This is a genomic window from Pseudomonas sp. Xaverov 83 (assembly GCF_019352905.1).
In the GTDB taxonomy this organism is placed as follows: domain Bacteria; phylum Pseudomonadota; class Gammaproteobacteria; order Pseudomonadales; family Pseudomonadaceae; genus Aquipseudomonas; species Aquipseudomonas yamanorum.
Genome location: NZ_JAAAFU010000029.1, coordinates 43,784 through 64,465 on the forward strand (window position 1 = coordinate 43,784; position 20,682 = coordinate 64,465).

A 20,682-nucleotide genomic window follows, 5' to 3' on the forward strand; every position below is an offset into this window, starting at 1 on the left:
TCGCCGGCGAGCTATAGAGGAATTGCCGAAGATCATCCAGACGCTATACATTTATGCATGGCATCAAATATTGGGTGGGAGCTTTACCGGTCGTTCCTCGGCGTACTCAAGGAAGGATCGTTGTCGGGGGCCGCACGGCAGCTCGGCATCACCCAGCCCACGGTCGGGCGGCACATCGCTGCGCTGGAAAAATCCCTGAACGTGGTGCTGTTCACCCGCTCCGCCAGCGGCCTGATGCCCACCGCCGTCGCCCTCACCCTGCGCGCCCATGCCGAAACCATGGAAACCACGGCAGCCGCCCTCGAGCGCGCCGCCTCTCCACAAGGCCCAGAAGTACGCGGCGTGGTACGGGTGTCTGCCAGCGAAGTGATCGGCGTGGAAGTCCTGCCGCCGATCATCACCCGCCTGCGCCAGCAGCACCCGCACCTCAAGGTCGAACTGGTGCTAAGCAATCGCCTGCTCGACCTGCTGCAACTGGAGGCCGACATCGCGGTGCGAATGGTCCGACCCAGTCAGGAGCAACTTCTGGCGAAAAGGATCGGCGTTATCGAAGTCGGCCTGCATGCGTGCAACGACTACCTGCAACAACATGGCACCCCACAGAGCCTGAATGATCTCGCAGCCCATTCAGTCATCGGCTACGACCAGGAAAGCGCCTTCATCCGCAGCCTGGCCGTCAAAGGCTTCGAGCGTAGCGCCTTTTCCCTCAGCAGCGACAGCGACCTCGCACAACTGGCCCTGATCCGCGCCGGTGCCGGCATCGGCGGCTGCCAGGTCAAACTGGCCCGGCAGGACGCCCGCCTGAGCCGGGTCCTGCCCGACGCATTCGCCCTGCAACTGGACACCTGGGTCACCATGCACGAAGACCTGCGCAACAGCCCACGCTGCCGCGTCACCTTTGATGCCCTGGTGGCCGGTTTGCAGCAATACGTACAGGATTGAGACAGCTTCGCTGGTGAAGAATCAGACTTCCTCAATCCCTTCATAGACGCTCCCATGTCCGAAGCCTTCGAAGTTCCCAGCCCCCACGAAAAACACGTCGAACACGCCACCGAACATGCCCACCGCAGCGGGGACAATTTCGCCAGCCGCATCGCCGTGATGACCGCCATCATGGCCACCGTCGGCGCCATGCTCAGCTACCAGGCCGGCTCCACCGAAAGCGAAGCGGCGATGGACAAAAACAACGCCGCCATCTTCAAGACCGAAGCCGCCAACCAGTGGAACTACTACCAGGCCAAATCCAGCCGGCAGAACCTTGCGGAACTGGCGACCCATATTCCAGGGGTTGACGCCAAGCACTACGCCGACGAGATCGAGCGTTATAAAACCCAGAAGGAAGACGTGCGCAAACAAGCCGAAAAGCTTGAAGCCACCTCGAAGGAATGGGATGAAAAGTCAGAGCAGGCGCTGCACCAGCATCACCGCTGGGCGCAGGCGATGACCGCGATTCAGATCGCGATTTCGTTGGCGGCGATTACCTTGCTGACAAGGAAGGAATGGTTGAAGCGCATGGCATACACCGCAGGCGGTGTGAGCGTGGTGCTCGGCGGGATGGCCTGGCTGCATATTTAAGCTTCACCCCGGCATCGCTATATAGTAAAACGCATAACGCCTGACACTATAAAGCCGAGGAAAAGCCGGTGACCGCACAATCATCCAAGGAAGCTGTGGGCGTCGCCTACAGCATCGAGTCAATGCGCTACGCCCAGGCGATGACCTGGCGCGCCATCGAAGCGCTGTCCAAACTCATCCGCCCCGGCATGCTCGAATCCGAAGCCCGCGAGCTCGGCAAAAAAGTCCTCGCCGACCTCGACATGCAGCGCATCTGGCACCCGCTGCTGGTGCGCTTTGGCGCCAACACCCTCAAGACCTTCAAGGAACGCTCCGACGGCGACCCGGTGCTGGGGGAAAACGACATCTACTTCATCGACATGGGCGCCGTGTGGCAAGGCCACGAAGGTGATGCCGGGGCGACGTTCAGCACCGGCAGCGACCCCGAGATGGCCGCATGTGCGCGCGCGGCGAAAGCGTTGTTTGACCGGGTGGAACAGCGCTGGAAGAACGACAAAGTCGTCGGCCTGGAGCTGTATCGTTTTGCCGAAGAGCAAGCGAAGGAAATGGGTTGGGTGCTGAACCTGGACATCAAAGGGCACCGCGTCAGCGATTTCCCCCATGCGATTTATCGTGGCGGTGACCTTGGGGATTTTGACCAGTATCCCAATGAAGGGCTGTGGATCCTGGAGATACAGATCGCGCACCCGAGCGGGGCTTATGGTGCGTTTTACGAAGATTTGTTGGCTTAACTTTTCAAGGAATAAAGATGGAACGCTCGACCGAATTTCCCGTGCTGTTGTTTTCCTACGGCACGTTGCAGGACAAGGCTGTGCAACTGTCCAACTTTGGGCGGGAGTTGGTGGGTCAGCAGGATGCGATGCTGGGGTATTCGAAAAGCTGGGTGGAGATTACCGATCCTGAGGTGTTGGCGGCCAGTGGCAAGACCCATCATCCGATTGTTTCGCCGAGCGGGCGGAATGAGGACAGTGTTGAGGGGATGGTGTTTCAGATTAGCGAGAAGGAACTGGCGGCGGCGGATGCGTATGAAGTGTCGGACTATAAGCGGGTTTCGGTGGGGCTGGCTTCGGGGTTGACGGCTTGGGTGTATGTGCAGGCTTGAGAGGATGCAACCGCTCAATCGGAGTGATTTCCTACAGATCAATCTGAAAGCGTGCCCTGCCCGCCTCGTAATGCCAGGTCTATAGTCTTATGCTCGTACTCCCACCCCTTACACGCCAACCCTACATGCTTGGGAATCAGAGCGACCCCGCTGCTGTAGGAAGTGATAGTCCTACGAGTGAAGCCCAGTTCCACAGCCGCAGCGCACAGCAGAGATGCGAAGCTTGCTGGTCATAAGTCAGTTCCTCCGGTTTTGTTCATTCCATACGCGCCAAAGATCAGTGGTAATGGACTCTTGCCCAAAGCAGGGCCGCTTTTTCAAACCCCAGAAACCACAAAGCCCCTGACTTCTCTCGAAATCAGGGGCTTTGTTTACATCGAATCTGGCGGTGTGAAGGAGTCCGCCAAATTAAAATCCACCACAAACCCAAAACGCCTCACAACCCTTTATATTACGGCGCTTTCAAGCCTATCATCGTCTCAAGACATCTACCAACATTCGTCACCTTCCTAGCCGTTGTGGGGGAACAAATGGGGGAACAAAATAGATAAAGGATATTCCCATGGGAAAGCTGACCGCTAAGCAAATTGAAAACCTGACGACCCCAGGCACCTACGAGGACGGAGATGGCCTACGTCTCCTGATCAAGCCCAATGGGAAGAAGTATTGGGTACTGCGCTTCCAGCTCTCCGGAAAGCGGAGGGAGATGGGGTTAGGCACCTATCCTGCAATCGGCCTTAAGGAAGCTCGGCAAAACAGTAGCGATAAGCGCCGTTTATTGCGCGATGGTATTGACCCCTTACAGGCTCGTGACGATGAACGAGCGGCACAGGTGACCGCTGAGCTGCAACGTAAAAATAAAGCCATCACGTTTCGGGACGTGTCAGCCGATTACATAGAAGCTCACCGTGCTGGCTGGAAAAACGTCAAACACGCCCAGCAATGGACGAACACACTAGCTACTTACGCCGCGCCCGTCATCGGCGAACTCGCCACCAACCAGATCACCACCGAGCACGTCCTCGATATTCTAAAACCCATCTGGAGCAGCAAAGCCGAAACAGCTAGCCGGGTTCGTAACAGGATCGAACTAGTCCTTGATGCCGCCAAAGCACGTGGATTGCGAGACGGTGAAAATCCAGCACGCTGGCGTGGACACCTCGACAAGCTGCTGCCACCGAGCTCGAAGGCTAAACGTACCCAAAACCACCCTGCATTACCCTACTCGGAATTGGCTCGTTTCATGCCGGCACTCGAAAGTGTCGAAGGTCAATCCGCCTACGCACTCAAAATGGCGATCCTCACTGCGTGCCGAACCAGCGAGGTTCTTGAAGCCGACTGGAGTGAGGTTGATTTGAAAACCAAGCTATGGACGATTCCAGCGGTGCGAATGAAAGCGGGAAAAATTCATACCGTGCCGCTATCGGATGCGCTCATCGCACTGCTCGAAACTATCCCACGAATCAAAGGTAGTTCGTTGCTTTTTCCAGGGGCTCGTAAAGGTCGCCCCATTAGCAATATGGCCATGTTAATGACTTTGCGTCGCATGGATCAAAAGGACCTGAAAGATGGTGGCAAGGGCTGGCGCGATAGCAATGACAAAGTCATTACTGCTCACGGGTTTCGCAGCACATTCAGGGATTGGGCTGCTGAATGTACACCCCATGCACGCGAAGTCTGCGAGATGGCTTTGGCTCACGTTGTCGCCAGCGGCGCTGAGGCGGCCTACTGGCGAAGTGACTTATTGGAAAAACGCCGTGTATTAATGGCTGATTGGGCCGACTTTGTGACACGCAACGTAAATGGGTCTGCCATTATTTAGTAAACATGGCGCTGAAGCGGATGGTTCACGAAAGGCGTCAGGTAGACATGGAATGCCCTAAATGGCCAGCACTATTCTCAACGAGCATGGTTGGGAGCGGGAGCCTGAGTTGATCGAGGTGGCGCTCGCCGAAGGTGACAAGGACGAAATGCGGAGCGCCTACAACCGAGCAGATTACAAACCTTATGCAGACACATTTCGGCGGCACCAAAGCGCAGTTCCCTGACCTTCGGGGCGTCATTCCTGCTCGTCTGTTCCTGCCAATGGATGCTGAAGGAGTCTCGCAGCCCGAGGTTGAAGACGCAGTGCTATATTTGGCATCAAAAGATCTAAAAAAAGCTGCAGGTTTTTAACCGTTCCAGTAGGCCCGCGCCGTATCTGACGCAGCCATGCTCTGAAAAAAACAGGCCTAAATACTTTATAAATCCTCTGGATGGCTGCAGAAGCTTATCTTGCCGCTATTACCTGCTCTCATGTTTTGAAAAAACAGCTAAATTTATGTACCCATCAAATCAGGAAAATAAAATGAACGATCCGACAAACAATTTCCTCACTGTTTATTTGGATGGTGCGGACACCGTTACCAAGGAAGTACGGGAAAAAAACCCTTTAGCTCTCCAGCTGTTGAATGAGTGCGTAAACAAGATTGGCGAACAGATCATAAATTGGGGAGTCCTCGGCTCAGCGGCTCAACAATTAGCACTTCAATCTCAGGCAGTTTTCCTTGCTGCTGTCCGCACTGCTATCTCTGGGCATCCTGCGGCGATACATAGTTCGCTTAGAACGGCGTTGGAATGCGCCAGTTACGCTTTACTTGTCGCTAAGAGCAGGCCCGAAACGGAGATTCTCTGGGAGAACCGTCACAAGGATAAGGACGCCCTCAGACTGCACAAAAAAACCTTTGGCCCAGCGGTTGAATTAGCTGCCGTTGAGGTAGGTAAACATCAAGCAGATCTAGAGGAGTACCTCAAAGCTCTGTACAACGTATGCATAGACTTCGGGGCACATCCAAACCCTAGGGGTCTGATGCCTCATATCAAAAAAGATAGGGGCGAAGCGGAAGCTGAATATGACTTCGTCACCCTGTATCGTTGGGGGCAACAGGTAGAAATCGGCATGGTTTTCTGTATAGAGGTTGGAATTGGATTGATTTGGTTGCTCGCAACAGCTACAAAAAATAGTGATTTACTGACGCCGCCCAGCACCTACCTAAACAACCTCATGGATCGCAAGTGCGATTACGCTGACGAGATTGTGGGCCACCCAATTGAATACAAAAAAACCATGTACGAACAGGTAGACCCTGATCCTGCTGAGTAAACTCTTTAAAGATGATTAAAAGTCTTGGGCCTCGGCCCAGGCTTTGCGTATCACCTTCAACCGAAGTCGGCTATCAGAGAAAATCAAGATAGAAGTAGTTTCGATACGATGAGCCTTCAAAAACGCTCTTTGAAAACTATATAAAAAGTTTTTAGATCAGATCTGAGGGTCCGAACCGGAACGAAAACCTAGCGCTTAGATAAACTTCAAGAAGATGCGGCGGATAAAAGCGATAGACACGAGCAACACATGCCGTGAGTGGCTTCCAGGAGACTGCCCCCCAAAGTCCTAACATACTCATCCTTTTGAACGATAGAAAGGGGCGGTCTACACCTCTGGCCAATACTTAGCCCAGTAGCGGGTCATGGAAACGATAAGCGCGGCCACGCTCATTGATTGGGGCTAGGAGCGCCAGTGCCGCACGGTCGTTTAGGCCGTGATTGCGCAGAGCGCCATATAGCTGGTAGAACTCACCATTCAAATCCCCGGCAAAAATTCCCGGATCGTCCGATCCGAGAGAAACCATAATTTCTGGATCTCCTTCTTGAACAAAGCCCGGAGCGCGCATCCAGCGTAGAGAGTGGTGTTCACTAAAACTGTTGTACTGACTGATGCGCACATTGCTTGATGGCAGTGTTTCGATGATCACATTGCGGTGAGCGACTTCACGCATTAATGCCTGCTGGAGATGCAGATAGGTAGCCTCATCGAAATAAGCCGCGTCAACACTCTGCAGTGTCTCACTTCGCTCCCACAAATCTCGATCGCTGAGCCATTCCCACAACAGCTTTAAGTGTTGAGGGCGGCTTCGTTTAGCGTCCATGACCCTTTGCGCCTCACTCTGCCAGAGATCACTTAGCGGAGTTATGCCTGGGGACCAATCTGTTTCTAGGGCAGCCTGTACAAAGCGAATGTTTAGGTGCCGGAGTTCCATAACGGCCTCTAGTGAGGTACAGCTCATTTCTCGGCGGAACACTTCGCCTGCGCATTTAGTCAAATCATCCGCCACACGCGCGGCTGCGACTGCTGCGCTTGGTATGGTACGAAGCAGACGCCACGCGGCCAGCAAGTCCAGCATCCATTCGCCTTTCTTGATCACCAACTGACCCGGCATACGCTCCAGCCACAGCTTGGGCGAGATACCCATCGCTGTTCCATGACCTATGCGGTCACCGTCACGCAGATCAAGAAGCTCCAATGCGTCATATATGGTGCGAAGCCCACTCAAAAGGTGCGCAAAGTCCTCACCAGCATGATAGGTGCGGTGAGTGAGGCCTGCCCGCTGGCACACACGATAGCAACTGGAAAATATCTCAGGAGGAGCATGTAGTTCATTTGCAGCGGCATCGATTCCGCGTATCCAGCTTCTCAAGCGGGGCCAGCGAGCTAGGCATTCCAGCAATACATTAGTTGTAAGTTCAAGCTCCAAACGTTGCTTATAAAAGCGGTACGGACCTGCCTTTCGGCCGGGCGTCCAAGATTTTTTTATGAAATGCACAACTAAAGCAAGGCGGTGGTGCGAGCGATCAAGGGGCGACGTTTTGCGAAAATGTTCTTCTAGCCTCTCCAGCAACTCACCAAGTTTACCGGGCGACGGATTTACTCCACGCCCCTGAGGATCTTGATTATTTAGGTAACACCAATAACCGCCCAAAACAGCTTTGAGCAGCTTGTGGTTCTTACGTAATGTGTTTTTAGGTGACAGTCGACCTTCGAGATAGGTAGTGCGACTTACGTTATTCGCTTTGCCATGCATGGCCCAGAAACGAGGCAGGTAGTCCTCCTCGGCGGGTTCCCGCAACTGGTTGTACGTAAACTTCTGAAACTGATCGAAACCAAATTGCTCTTCGCTTTGCACCAGAAGGCGATAATACTGGTTTTGGAGAACTAGATAAGTGTGGAACATGCGATCGAGCGCTACGCTAGAATGATTCATGCTCCTGCGTAAAAAGTGTTGTATCCAATACAACTCGTCCGCCGCGCTACTATTCGCTGAAAGCTGCAATTGTGCCGGCACTGGTTCCGGCACTTCCTTTTGTAGGCTTTCGTCGTCCATCAGCTCAGTGAGATCATGGGGAAGTTTGACTTCTGCGCTGAGCGTACCGGTCGCTGCCGCCACCAGCCACTTTCTCAAGCGGCTGGCTGCGACTAGTTGACGATGCAATTCAGCAGGCGAGAGGTTCGGGTCGATGGATCTCGCTAATTCACGAACTGCTACAGCGTCGGACGCGCTGAGGCTGTTCCACTTCAGACTGAAGTCCTTGGTTTCCTGTTTGGGCGTACGAAGTGCCCGCAGCCAACAATTCTCCGCATGCGTGCTCCCATTAAGGTGCATATGCGTCTCATGCAGTCCCTCACGGCCTAAGTAATCTTCTACAAAAGGGTCGTATGGGCTGACGACAGGCAGATTCTTGCTAGCCCAGCTTTGCGGAGGCTCCCAGGGCCATTGGGTCCGCATCTCGATTGCAGGCAGCACTGAGGCTTTTGCAGCCGCCAGCAAAGGCAAGCCTGATATGCGACTGACAACACTTTGCTGCCAAGCACCAAACTTCTGTTGCTTAACATACAAGGCACCGTGCCGGTGCTCCAAAAACTCATTGCTCATTGCCTGCAATGCATTTATCAATAGGCAAGCTCTGTCTCTGTTAGCAGCCTGTTGTGCCAGCAATTGCCAGCTATGTTCAAAAACATGATCAGGTAAGCGAGCCGACCAAGGTAAATGCCCCAGATACGCCGCCTCACGTAGTTCTCGCAAGCTAAGTGGCTGATGAAACGGCGTCTGCCGCAACAAGGCAAGTACCTTGTTACTGGAAAGAAGCGTAGTGCCTATCTGAGCAAGAACTGAGATAGGTTGTTCACGCATGTCGTTATTCAAGGTCCTACTGACTCCTCATCAGAGCTGTCTTGAGGACGGTCCTGGATCGGCATATTTTTCCATTTAGTACCGGAAATGTATGTTTTGTTGATTTTTTTCCAAGTGTTCGTAGAGCACATCAAATCTTTAGCTTGAAGCGCTAAATTTTCAGGCCGTGAATCGCTTGATTCTTCATGCGCATCCAATGAAGCAGGGAGACAGGACAGAAGAGAATCGACCAATTCCTTCGCTTTAGGAGTTGCCTGCAATAGCCCTAAGAGCAAGGGACAGGTTGCAATGAGGTAGGTCAGAGGGAGCTCTTTGCGAGAGTCACTGATATCCTTGAACTTATCAATAAAAGCTTTGGCTGATGTCTGCGGATTAGTACGATCCAACGCAGAACTACTGTCAGTAGAATTTGTACCGCTACTTAAATGGTGATCCTGCTCCTCGATATAGACAGCATTGATGACGCACAAAGCAAAAAGCTCCATGAGGCTGGCCGTTCCCGTCGACATAGAGGAGACCTTCGATCGGTTAGCCTCACACACTTTTTCAAGACTGAAATACAGGCGGGTCCAGATCTTTCCGATCAGTACAGCCGATGGGTTCAACTGTTTGCGGGTTTCTACAGTTACGGTAAGCCAATGTTTGATCGCTGTTTCGAGTGTGGTGAGCTTTCCTGCGTCCCCAGACGCATCTTGTTCGAGCTCCTCTTCATCAGCCGTGTCGGCTTCCCATTGTGGTTGGGATACGCTCAACGGAGGAAACGGCTTCGGTAACACACTAAGTACAGGGTATTGGCCACCTTTCGGTTGAAGTGAGAGCAACCGGGCTATAAGGCCAAGGATATTGTAGATCGATGCATAGGTCCGAGATGATGTTCCCGATACATCCACAAGGCTGAGCGCGAAAGCTGGTAGTTCGTTGAATTCTCTGATGACGCTAAGAGCTGACCTATAGCCAGATTCGCTCTCAATAGGGGCGTGGTCAGGCTTGCCTTTGTTAAGGCCAATGATGCCGGAGTAGACCAGTGGGTTTTTCGGGTTAGCTCCATGAGGTGCAGAGAGAATTGCTACAGCGTGGCGGGCCCAATTTAAGGCGTCCTCTTTGCGCCCGATGCCCATATATTGTTCGAACTGTATGCGTAGGGTCTGACGAGCTTCTGCAGTCTGGAGTTCTTTACCCTTGCGCCTTAACACCCGTCCGAACAGCGCCACGCTGCCAGGTGCAGCCAGCATGTAGTCGATTAGCGCCGCCGGTTTCTCCGCGCATAAACGTGTTACATCCGCGGAAAGTGCGGCGAAGCTGTTCTTGAGATCAGCGTCACTTGGCTGGGGGCGGAGGTACACAGCCGTGTCGAAATCGCCGTCACGTATTGCCAAGTCAAACACGGCCTTGGTAAGTGCAGGTAGTTCGTGGGCTGCGATGGCGTCAACATCCACACCAAACTTATACAAGCTGCCCAGAGCTAGCGCTCGTAAGCTCTCGCTCAGTGCTTCGGAAAGGTTTTGACTCCATGTGTCAGGGCCTTCTGGGTCATAGTAGGGCGCGCATCGAGACAGCACTTGAAGCACCGAGCGCAATGGCTGTTTTAGTAGGAACTCTCGATAGAGATCAAGATCACGCGGATTTTTGATTCGCAGGCCGCGCCGGATCAAAGTGCCGACTAATTCATTTGGAGTTAACTGCTTATCCCATTGAGAATGGGCCAGTCGGAACCGGTTTTCATCATATTGAAGAAGATTCCAAAGCGGTCGCAATTGCAAACGACGGTGCATGGGGAAAAGCTTGAGAAGATATTGGTCTTCTAGATGATCGACCATCTTATGACGCTGGTCTGCGCGCTCCTTCGCCTGACCATGCTTGGCATCTCCTAGGCTCTCATAAAAGTGATCCCTGACCATTAATGAATACAGTTCAATGTCGCCGGTTACAAGGACCACTAGGCGTGGAGTATCGAGGTACTTACGTATGCATTCGAGCACGCTACGCGCGTGGTGCGCATGGGTATCGGCATCATCAAAGGCGAGGAGGAGCGCATCAGTGCCTAGAACCTGGCAGGCCAAATCGAGAAGCGCGTGGAGGTTTTTGCGCAGCTCCGCACTGTGCCCTGCCCGCTCCAAGCCCCACTCAAAAAACAGTTCCGGGTCTAGATCCTGAAGTTGATCATGGTTCTGGGTAAAAAGGCTTAACCCTCCTGCTAGTTTCTTGAACTGCTCACGGAAGTGTTTGAGTAGGTTTTCCTGGTCCAAGCTAGAGCCGTTTTTAGCACCCTTAATGCGGTCTTTAAGGGCTTTTAAGATGCTCAGTAGGATGATTTCACTGTGTTCAATGCGGCTTGGATCGATATAGGCCAATCGGCTGACGCTGGGCTCGGTCTTTTCATTTCCCAGTGCGTCAAAGGCGCTTTGCAAGAACGTAGATTTTCCTGCACCGCGGGTACCATCAATGAAGTAAACCAATCCGCTGCCATACGGATATTCATTTTCTATTCGAGAGGCGTGTTGGAGCTGGCGGAGCTTCTTGGCACTATCTAAATCTGTCTTAATGCGCTTCGCAAGCGTGCTGTAGCTCTGATGCTGAACGAGCTGATTTACCTCAAGCTTTGTATTGCTATCGCTGTGATCGAGATCGATGACGATCGAAGTCGAGTTTTCGGCTGATGCGCTCATGTACGTCCTAGGAAATGTATATGGCTACGAAAAGGTCAAGTGACCACCATAAAAGTTACAGATAAGAGCATTTCCATACGGATCCTTCCTTGAGCAAAGCCGCTTGAGTAACGCTCGTGAACGGAGCGGGCAGGCGTGCCAACCATCCGAATGTCGTGCACAGAGTCAGATAATGGCCAATCGCCCCTGGCTGTTCAAGGCCTAAACGACTTTTTGCTAGCCTTCGTTGTTGGCCGAGGCCCGGATCATATCTTTCATCCAAAGCTCAGATCCGATTCGAAAATTTCTCAACCACACATCACTACTTTGACATCCCCCACGGAGCTTCGAACCATGTCATTGCAGTGCCCTCGCTGTCACTCCCTCAAAGTCGCTTCTTTCCATCACGCAATGAAAATCGGCGCGGCCATTGGCACCCTAGGCGGAGCTGCTCGAGGCGCCTGCGCCGCACTTGCTGGCAGCCAGGCAGGGGCGCTCGTCGGCGCTATTAACGGCCCGCTGGGAGTTACCCTCGGAGCCGTTTCTGGTGCCATCCTCGGCAGCCTTGTTGGCGGTGCCGGCGGCTGTGCATTAGGCGCTCAACTCGGCGACAAGCTTGACCGTCATGTACTCGCCCATAACCTCTGCCTGATCTGTGGGCATCGCTTCAACCTCACTGCTTAAACCATTTCCCACTTCTCTCTTTTAATACGTCCGGACGGAGCCACGCGATGCGTGGCCTTTATGCCGGCTCGCACCCTAAGGAATCATAATCATGGCTCATCAAATCGAACAAATGGCTTACGTTGGTGCAACTCCGTGGCATGGCCTCGGCAGTCAGCTGACTCAAAAACAACCTATCGAGATTTGGCAGCGTGAAGCCGGTATGGACTGGCAGATCCAGGAAAGCCCTGTCCACTTCAAAGCCGACGCCATCGGCCATATGGGCAGTATTCACTCATTCCCAGAGCAAAAGGTACTGTACCGTTCCGACACCAAGGCTCCGCTGTCCGTGGTATCCAAGCGCTACCAAATTGTCCAGCCGCGTGAGGTTATGGAGTTTTACCGTGACCTGACTGAAGTGTCCGGCTATGAGCTGGAAACGGCAGGTGTTCTGAAGGGAGGGCGTAAGTTCTGGGCATTAGCGCGAACTGGGCAGAACGCCACTTTGAAGGGCAACGATCAGGTTAATGGCTACTTGTTGCTGGCGACCTCGTGTGACGGCACTCTCGCGACAACAGCCACGCCGACCACCGTTCGCGTGGTTTGCAACAACACGTTGAGCATTGCCTTGAATGGTATCCCCCATGCAATCAAGGTCCCACATAACACGCGATTCAATCCGCAGACTGTGAAAAAGCAACTCGGTATCGCCGTCTCGCAATGGGACGAATTCATGTACCGGATGCGCGTGCTCTCCGATCGAAAAGTTCAGTGGCCTGAGGCGATGAGCTTTTTTAAGGAGGTGCTATGTGAGACCCACGCCCATGATCCCATTCCCGACGCACTACCCAACAAACGAGCGCTGGAGAAGGTTCAAAACTTGTACGAGGGCAAAGGTCGCGGATCAGACATGGAGTCTGCTCGCGGCACCGCATGGGGCCTGCTAAACGCAGTAACTGAGTATGTCGATCACGAGCGTCGAGCCAGGAGTTCAGAGTACCGGATGGACTCAGCTTGGTTCGGGCAAGGAGCACAAATCAAGCAACGAGCACTCGACTCGGCTCTACGACTAGTTGCATAAAGTTGTTTCGACCAACATGCCTGAGCGATCAACGCTCAGGCATTTTTCCGCCTGAAGGAAAATACGATGAATTTCATACGCTTTGTCGGTCTGCTTTTCATGTTTTTCGGCATTCTGGCCAGCTGCCTGTTGGCAGTAGCACTAGCAGTTCTCATGGCTCGCTCTTGGCCAATCCTGATTGCAGTGCTGCTGGCAGCCTTGCTATTCGAGTTGATCACGACAGAAGCCGGGGTCGAAGTATCTTTGAACCCGTGCTGAAGGTAGGCCAAAGGCGCATTGCTGAGTCGCTATTGAGATTCCAGCAGCTCGTCCAGGTATCGCATTAGCTGCACGCGCTCATCTGCATCCAGCTTACTAAACTTGATAAGCAGCTCAGCTTCGTCATCTTCGACCGCGTAAAAATACGCCGCAGGCACACTGAGCACCTCGCTCAGCCGCTCGACCAAATCCGGGGCAGGAACCCGCTTCCCCAACTCGTATCGGTTCATACGGGTGCTTGCAGACATCTCGTCTAGGCCGGCATCAAGTCCTAGTCGTTCTTGCGACAACCCCGCCCTAATACGCGCCTGCTTTATCCGCTTTGCCAGTACTGACATGCACACACCCAATTTCCAAAGGGGCATCGTGCATGCGCAGCTTTTTCCAAATACTACCGTTTTGGTAGTATTCGAATATCATACGAACTCAATCCAACCACCGACAAAACCGAGCGCTCAGATGAAAGTCAAAATCTCGCTGATCAATACAATGCTTTTTGCCGCTTTACAGGCAGGTGTGTCCCTGACAGCTGCCGCCGACCCGAACGTACGTGTATGCGATACGACCCCCACCCCCATGCCCATCCTTGCGATCAAGCACATCGACTGCTCTATCCCCAACTCTCCGTCTTCAGTAAATAGGGCCTACGTCGATCAAAACGGCAACAAAACTTTGCAACGTGTTGATGGAAGGCGAATCGTCAACTGCGACAGCGCAGGGACCTGCGCGCACCGTGGTGAATTCATGGGCAATGCTCCTGAAGGGATCTACGGGATCACAACCGGATGGTATCTGGGCACAGATACGGCGGGAGCGGTCGTGGCTTACAAGGAAGGTACCGGTCCTGGCTACGGTGGAAATCGTTACGAACCACAAGCAACGAAAAAACCATCGTCAAGCCCGGTAGACGTAAGCAAACTTGACGTTGTATGCATGGCAACAGCGGTTTTTAACTGTTCGATCAATGGGCAAGATATAGAAGATCAGGATTTACCTAAATATCTTCCGTTGGTGGATAAAAAGGATGTAAAGAAACAAGGTGGAAACTGCGACTCAGTACCACTTTGCTATGACAAGAACATGATGCTCTTGGGCCTGAACAAAGATTTATTTTAAATCCCGTAAATATCACTAGCAACTGGAAACAATATGGACATCAGTGTTTATTCAGCCAGCGAAATGTCTAATGAGGACATTTCCTCAATGGTCTCAGAAAAGAAGTCTTTCACCATAAAAGAAATTGACTCAGAGTTCTTTAGCGACACAGTAGAAACTATAGAGAAGCTAATTGAGTCCCAAGGATTCACATGCCGAGTGTATACCGCTGGACGCATAACTGCCCTAGGAATCAGCGCATTCACCATAGTGGGTGGAGTTGCAGCTGGCTTAACGATTGCAGCTCACAATCTCGCAACCTATAATCCTGATTATGAAATAGCAAAAATATACCCAAAAACGCTGATTATAAATTATAAGAAATAGCACTTAGCATACGCATGAGCCTTCCACCCTCATTTAGAGGGTGGAAGGCTCATGCGCGCAAAATATAAAACGCTCAAAATCACTAAACGACAGGCACGGCATTACAAGCTGACAAAGCAGCTTCCCTCAACGCTACCTATCAACCAACTCAATTATTTCAATCTGATACCGATAACGGGAGGCAACATACCCCATCAGGATAGATCCAATAGACATGCCAAACAAGAACGCACCTACACCTAACAATATAGTATTGCCTATGTTACCAGCCTGAAGACCCGCACTCATAGTTCGGGAAACCCATTCGAAACCACCGAACTCAGCAGTAAATGAATACACAGTAGCCAATAGACCTATTGCGGCAGTCTTCTCGCCAAAAAAACGCGCTGTCCGCTCACTTATACGCCGAACTTTTCGACTCAACCAAAAATGCGCATCTTTGAGAGCGGCAGCCTCATAACTAGCTAAGCGATCAGCCATCGCCTGCTCATGACGAATATCATCACACAATCCTTCGAATGCTAATTTTTTCCACCGCAAAGAAAGTAACAGAGAGGCTACCATTGGCGCAATTAAGGTGATAATAGCCAACAGCATTGAGATAGAGCTCATCAGCAATACAAATACCTGCGCATATAAAGAAGGCGGTCTAACATCATAAAAAAAGACAAACCCTCCGCTAATAACAAGAAAAACGAAAGAACAGACAAGACACCAGTTTGCTACCCATTGCGCCTTTCTCTCTAAATCCGTTCGCTGTATTTTTCGCGGTTCACAGCGGCTTAGCTCTTCCAATACTTGGATCGTTCTCTCAACTGACTGAGACATCTTTTCCTCCATGACATATTAACGCCGTAAACCATGTTCTGTAAGCGCCATTCTGAATAACGCCAGATCCACTAGCTCGCTTCCTCTAGCTGGAAAACGAGCCACTTAAGAAGCGGATATATTTAAATATCTAGGGGGGGCAAGGCCTCTACAATTTTCATGGTTTCCACACTCACAGTAACCACACGCAAAAACAGTTCCAATGGGTATCTAGGATTGTTCATGGTCTCGACTGCCCAGTCATTGGCGTCGTTAGTAATACCGCTATCCTTGTGGGTATTGACGCACTGCCGCTCGACAACCCAATCAAGCGCAGGCTTGCCGTTAACGATGTAGTCGTAGGCTTGCAGCGGGATGCCGGTTACGGTGATTTTGGCATTGTAATGTAAAGTAGTGAGGTCTTTGTCCTTACCTTTTCTACCGTACTTCATTTTAGTCACGCGGTAGTCGCTATCGCTGCTGGCGCTGTTTTGCACGTTGGCTGGGTACATGGCCACGGTCTCATAGTCAACGTGCAGATCGGCCAGTGCCCGTCCGGCCTTGGAGAAGGCCCAGAAGTCCGCAGCAGCCTTTACCGCAGGTATGCGCGGCAACTCTTTGCCAAGATTGTCAGCATACTTGTCGCGATACTCCGACGAATGCAGTAGGCCATAGACGTAATAGAACAGGTCTTCCTTACTGATGTCTTCACCTGGATAGGCAATACTAAAGTGTGCCAAGCCCTCGTCGGTGATCGCATCGCGACGTGAACTGATTCGTGGTTTTGCCGGCACGTCAAACAGACCCGGCGCAGCCTTGTTGGCCTTTGTTTGGTCTTCAGGGCTGTCATAAAGGTAGAGCGGGAAGCATTGACCTGTTTGGACTACATGCAAGTCTGGCAAATGGTTGCTAATTATTGCTGAAAAATCCTTTTGAGCGCCAACAGAGTTAATGCAGATAACCTTATTTTCCGCCATTGCATCAGGAAAAATACGCGGCATTTGGTAAACGCAATTATTAAAATGCTGATTGAAGTAAATCCAGGTTTTTGTAAATGGCCGATAAAGAGACTGCACAATTCCGCTAGCAATGAATTTTCTCTTCGTATGCCTACTAAGATCTTGCTTAACTTCCCGCGTCCAGCTCATTTTTGTCGAATCAAAATCGATAAATGTATCTATATCAGGCCACTCAGATTTGTTCAGATCAGAGCACAACACCGAATACCGCTCGACTTCGCCGTTGTAGAATTCAATCATGCTTCCTACGGTGCGCTCCAGTTTCCCCCGCGAACTATTGTAAACCCAAGCGTCTCGGTTAGTTTTTATTCCGCTGGAGTAGTTTTCGAAAATCACCTTAGACGATTCATCTTTCTTATTACCCATGACTATGAACTGAGCAAAACCATCATCACGAAGATTAACCCAATCACCATGCTCGTCGGGAGTAATTAGTTTCCAGGCATTAGCATCAGTGATGCCTGCAATGCTTTTGAAGTTTGAAATCCTCTCCAGCTTTTCCGATTGGCTCAAGTAGTCGCCAATGTCATGCCAGTGAATTTGCCCATGTTTTTGTGCGACAGGATTCTTAACCAGTAGCGAGATGGCGATTGGCGAACGACTGCCACTTCCAAATATCTTGCCGCCTTCTTTGCGGGATAGCTCACCCGACGTGCGCTGATTCCCTCGCAAATGAAATACATATACACTACTAAACTCTTCCGCTAAACATTGGCGCAAGCCGCTGAAAGCACCTGTTTCTAAAAAATTCCCGTTGGTCACAAAGCCAATAACGCCACTATCGCCGATACGGTCTGACGCCCAGCGAATGGCGCGAATATAACTGTCGTATAAAGCTTTTTTGAGCGTAGATGTGGAGCGCTCTGCATATGTGTCACGAATACGGCTATCTAGGAGAGGATAAGCCACGTTGGCGTTATTGTCGTTAGCACTGTTTTGACCCGCAGAATACGGCGGATTGCCAATGATGACTCGAATATCCAGCGCTTTCTGACGGGTGCGGCGTGCGCTGTTGTCCACCAACAGCTCACTGACTAAGTCGTCTTTCTCATACAGCTGGAAGGTATCGGTTAAGCAAATACCTTCAAACGGCTGGTAATCACCACCGACAATGCTGTGGTAAACAGCCTCAATATTGATTGCAGCAATGTAATAGGCCAGCAGCACGATTTCGTTAGCGTGTATTTGGCCTTGGTATTTGTTCTGTAGCTGCTCTTTGCTGATCAAACCACTTTGCAGCAGCCGGGTAACAAAAGTGCCGGTACCGGTGAAAGGATCGATGATGTGCACACCGTCACTGCCGAGGGTTTGGCTGAACTCACTTTTGAGGATGTCGTTTACGCTGTGAATGATGAAGTCAACCACTTCCACCGGGGTATAAACGATACCCAACCGCTCGGTCATACGCGGGAAGGCGTTACGGAAAAACTTGTCGTAGAGCTCAACAATAATTTTCTGTTTACCTTCGGCGTTATTGATGCCATCGGCCCGCATTTTCACACTGTCGTAGAAGCGCTGGAGGGTGTCAGCTTCTTTATCAAGGCGGTGCTCTTGCAGCACGTTTAGGACGTTTTGCATGGCGCAGGACATAGGGTTGTTGCTGGCAAAACTGTAATCTTCGAACAGCGCGTCAAACACCGGCTTCGTGATCAGGTGCTGGGCGAGCATCTCAATTACTTCGGTGTCCCCAATGCTGTCGTTCAAGTCGTCGCGCAGTTCACCGGCAAAACTAAAGAACGCTTCGCGCTCTCGGACGTTGGCTTCGTCTTCGATGATGCTAGTGATGCGCACAATGTGGGTGCGTGCAATCTTGGCAATGTCATTGGCCCAATCCTCCCAGTGGCTGCGATTGCCGCACTTCTGCACCACCTTGGCGTAGATGGCGCGCTCGATTTCACCAATCTCAAACTCCAACCCGAATTGTTCAGGCTTCGGTCCATGGTCATATTTTCCACGCGACTCGCCAATACCGTAGGTATTCTTGCCGCTGTCTTGACCGGAGTTACCTCGGTCTATTTTTTTGTTGAGTTTCTCTGTAACCGCAATGACTTCCATTTTGGATGGATCACCGCCAATCAGGTCGACTTTGTTGATCATGGCGTCAAAGCGGTCGTCGTGTGAGCGCAAGGCTTGCAGCACTTGCCAGACGACCTTGTAAGTCTTGTTGTCGTTGAGCGCTTCCTCAGGTGCCACACCGAAGGGAATGACTACCGGCAGAATCACATAGCCACGCTTCTTGCCTTCTGCTTTACGCATAACACGGCCAACCGATTGCACAACGTCCACTTGTGAATTGCGCGGCGTGAGGAACAGTACTGCGTCTAGCGCTGGCACGTCTACGCCTTCAGAGAGGCAGCGCACATTGCTGAGAATGCGACAGGTGTTATCGGGCACCTCAGCCTTCAGCCAATTGAGCTCGTCTTCCTTCTGCCCCGCAGTCATACCTCCGTCCACATGGGAGGCTTCGCAGATAAGAGTTGCGGCGACGTCATCGTTGTCCGGGTTGCTGGCTTTGTACTCTTCAACCACCTGCTTAAACATGTTGGCGATATTTTTGGAGCTGACCTTGTGCGTCTTGGCGAATTTTTGGTACTCGATCACCTGGCAGAAGGCCACGGCACGGCGCATTGGGTCGCCATCATCGACAAGATCTTCGCGGGTGTCTTGTTTGCTCAGAGCCTTCCAGCAGCCAACTATTTTGGCTGCGTCTTCCAGCTTGATTTGGTTGTCATCATCGGCCAGCAGTTTTTGCAGGCGGCTGCTGATGTGCTTTTCATCCATGGCCAGCACCAGCACCTTGTAATCTACCAACAGCTCCGCCTTAACCGCCTCGCTGAAGGTGATGACGAACAACTCTTTTCCGTACAGGCTTACGTCGTCCATGGAGCACAGAGCTACGTTATCTTTTTCAGCGCTGGCCTTCGCCAACTCGCCATAGATACGAGGCGTGGCGGTCATGTAAAGGCGCTTGGCACTGCGTATGAAGTCAGCGTTGTGGACTTTAACGAATGCGCTCTCGTCATCATCGAAGGTGGCGCCGGTGGTCCGGTGGGCTTCGTCGCAGACGATCAGATCGAAATCTGCCAGACCATACTGGTGCTGTGCGTCGCTAATGACGGCAATGGAGTGATAGGTGCTGAACACAACGCTCATGTGCTGATCGTCGTGACGCTTGAGCATCTCTGCCGCTAGACGCGCTGGATTTGTAGTGGCCGGGTAGCGTAGCTCGTGAGCAAAAGTTTGTACGACGTCATCGTCTTTTTTGCGCTTCTTACCTACGTCGCTGTCAGAGCACACAGCAAAACTGTGGAGAGGTACTTCACTTTCCTGCGTCCACTCAGTCAAGGTTTGCGACAGAAGGGACAGGCTAGGTACCAGAAACAGTACGCGCTTGCCCGCGCCAGCTAATTGCTCGGCGATTTTGAGACTGGTAAAGGTTTTACCGGTGCCGCACGCCATGATCAGCTTGCCCCGGTCTGCGTCTTGTAAGCCGATGGCAACAGATGACAGAGCACGCTTTTGATGATCGCGAAGGGACTTCTTGGCCTTGAGAACCGCTACCTGATTTGGTTTGTATTTCGCCCAATCGATTTGACTGTCTTCCAAGGCTTGCAGGTCAATTTTGTTAATTGTCTGATGACGATTTAACAAAGCATTGTCTGCATGCTCAGACCAATTGTTCGTGGTAGTCACGATGATGCTGTGAGTGAATGGTTTCTGGCCGGATGCGGTGAAAAAACTGTCTAGATCGCCTTTCTGCACGCGGTAGTTCGTTGCGTACAGCTTGCATTGGATGGCGTGAAACTCTTTGGTCCCCTGAGTTCTGGCAACCAGGTCAATACCTGTGTCACGGCCGTCCCCACCGTGCTCCTTTGCCCAATCCGAATAAGTCCAAACCTGCTCGTACAAATCACGATATTTGGCTTCGTTGCGCAGGTAAGTGCAGATCAACTCTTCGAAATAGGTGCCTTTCTCGCGCTCTGTTACAGAAGCATTGCGATAACTATCGAGCAGGCTGGCAAGGGCGGACATGGAAATTCCTTTT

General features: G+C 51.8%; 16 protein-coding genes and 1 pseudogene. 12 read left to right on the top strand and 5 right to left on the bottom strand.

Going from position 1 to position 20,682, the window contains the following annotated elements:
* The first annotated feature begins 57 nt into the window (after window positions 1-57).
* The 7 genes and pseudogenes from K0H47_RS11495 to K0H47_RS11525 all read left to right on the top strand — a co-directional run bounded on the left by K0H47_RS11495 (window position 58) and on the right by K0H47_RS11525 (window position 5,819).
* Window positions 58-942 (top strand): LysR family transcriptional regulator, encoded by an 885-nt coding sequence (locus K0H47_RS11495; protein ID WP_177071207.1) that lies wholly within the window; start codon window positions 58-60, stop codon window positions 940-942.
* 54 nt (window positions 943-996) lie between these two features.
* Complete coding sequence (locus K0H47_RS11500; RefSeq protein WP_063028041.1) at window positions 997-1,575, top strand: DUF4337 domain-containing protein; 579 nt, start codon at window positions 997-999, stop codon at window positions 1,573-1,575.
* A gap of 68 nt (window positions 1,576-1,643) precedes the next feature.
* Complete coding sequence (locus K0H47_RS11505) at window positions 1,644-2,306, top strand: M24 family metallopeptidase (RefSeq protein ID WP_063028040.1); 663 nt, start codon at window positions 1,644-1,646, stop codon at window positions 2,304-2,306.
* Window positions 2,307-2,323: 17 nt separating this feature from the next.
* Window positions 2,324-2,677, top strand: a complete 354-nt coding sequence (locus K0H47_RS11510; RefSeq protein ID WP_063028038.1) for a gamma-glutamylcyclotransferase family protein — start codon at window positions 2,324-2,326, stop codon at window positions 2,675-2,677.
* A 562-nt stretch (window positions 2,678-3,239) separates the two neighbouring features.
* On the top strand, window positions 3,240-4,499 hold the full coding sequence (locus K0H47_RS11515) for an integrase arm-type DNA-binding domain-containing protein (protein WP_034120713.1): 1,260 nt from the start codon (window positions 3,240-3,242) through the stop codon (window positions 4,497-4,499).
* A gap of 2 nt (window positions 4,500-4,501) precedes the next feature.
* Window positions 4,502-4,677: pseudogene (locus K0H47_RS11520) on the top strand (integrase); the annotation flags it as partial.
* A 347-nt stretch (window positions 4,678-5,024) separates the two neighbouring features.
* A complete protein-coding gene (locus tag K0H47_RS11525) occupies window positions 5,025-5,819 on the top strand; it encodes a hypothetical protein (RefSeq protein WP_219272682.1) in 795 nt (264 codons plus the stop codon).
* A 346-nt stretch (window positions 5,820-6,165) separates the two neighbouring features.
* Here K0H47_RS11525 and K0H47_RS11530 read toward each other — a convergent pair whose 3' ends face one another.
* Window positions 6,166-8,694, bottom strand: a complete 2,529-nt coding sequence (locus tag K0H47_RS11530; protein WP_219272684.1) for a hypothetical protein — start codon at window positions 8,692-8,694, stop codon at window positions 6,166-6,168.
* Window positions 8,691-11,348: a KAP family NTPase gene (locus K0H47_RS11535; RefSeq protein ID WP_219272687.1), complete on the bottom strand. Its 2,658-nt coding sequence runs from the start codon at window positions 11,346-11,348 to the stop codon at window positions 8,691-8,693. Before K0H47_RS11535 ends, K0H47_RS11530 begins: the two co-directional genes overlap by 4 nt.
* Before the next feature lie 390 nt (window positions 11,349-11,738).
* Here K0H47_RS11535 and K0H47_RS31045 point away from each other — a divergent pair, with 390 nt between their 5' ends.
* The 3 genes from K0H47_RS31045 to K0H47_RS11545 all read left to right on the top strand — a co-directional run bounded on the left by K0H47_RS31045 (window position 11,739) and on the right by K0H47_RS11545 (window position 13,329).
* Window positions 11,739-12,011 (top strand): hypothetical protein, encoded by a 273-nt coding sequence (locus K0H47_RS31045; protein WP_257626654.1) that lies wholly within the window; start codon window positions 11,739-11,741, stop codon window positions 12,009-12,011.
* A 91-nt stretch (window positions 12,012-12,102) separates the two neighbouring features.
* Complete coding sequence (locus K0H47_RS11540) at window positions 12,103-13,071, top strand: DUF932 domain-containing protein (RefSeq protein ID WP_219272688.1); 969 nt, start codon at window positions 12,103-12,105, stop codon at window positions 13,069-13,071.
* A 66-nt stretch (window positions 13,072-13,137) separates the two neighbouring features.
* Window positions 13,138-13,329 (top strand): hypothetical protein, encoded by a 192-nt coding sequence (locus tag K0H47_RS11545; RefSeq protein WP_201121991.1) that lies wholly within the window; start codon window positions 13,138-13,140, stop codon window positions 13,327-13,329.
* 29 nt (window positions 13,330-13,358) lie between these two features.
* On the opposite strand, the gene K0H47_RS11550 is transcribed toward K0H47_RS11545, so the two are convergent.
* Window positions 13,359-13,667 carry a helix-turn-helix domain-containing protein gene (locus K0H47_RS11550; RefSeq protein ID WP_124415349.1) on the bottom strand — a complete coding sequence of 103 codons (309 nt, stop codon included), beginning with the start codon at window positions 13,665-13,667 and terminating at the stop codon, window positions 13,359-13,361.
* 121 nt (window positions 13,668-13,788) lie between these two features.
* Between K0H47_RS11550 and K0H47_RS11555 the strand changes: the two genes are divergently transcribed.
* Window positions 13,789-14,445 (top strand): hypothetical protein, encoded by a 657-nt coding sequence (locus K0H47_RS11555; protein ID WP_152745717.1) that lies wholly within the window; start codon window positions 13,789-13,791, stop codon window positions 14,443-14,445.
* Between the two features lie 33 nt (window positions 14,446-14,478).
* Complete coding sequence (locus K0H47_RS11560) at window positions 14,479-14,811, top strand: hypothetical protein (RefSeq protein ID WP_219272690.1); 333 nt, start codon at window positions 14,479-14,481, stop codon at window positions 14,809-14,811.
* A gap of 132 nt (window positions 14,812-14,943) precedes the next feature.
* On the opposite strand, the gene K0H47_RS11565 is transcribed toward K0H47_RS11560, so the two are convergent.
* Together K0H47_RS11565 and K0H47_RS11570 are read right to left on the bottom strand one after the other, a co-directional pair.
* Window positions 14,944-15,639: a hypothetical protein gene (locus tag K0H47_RS11565; RefSeq protein ID WP_219272692.1), complete on the bottom strand. Its 696-nt coding sequence runs from the start codon at window positions 15,637-15,639 to the stop codon at window positions 14,944-14,946.
* A 122-nt stretch (window positions 15,640-15,761) separates the two neighbouring features.
* On the bottom strand, window positions 15,762-20,669 hold the full coding sequence (locus tag K0H47_RS11570; protein ID WP_219272825.1) for a type ISP restriction/modification enzyme: 4,908 nt from the start codon (window positions 20,667-20,669) through the stop codon (window positions 15,762-15,764).
* Between the last annotated feature and the right edge of the window lie 13 nt (window positions 20,670-20,682).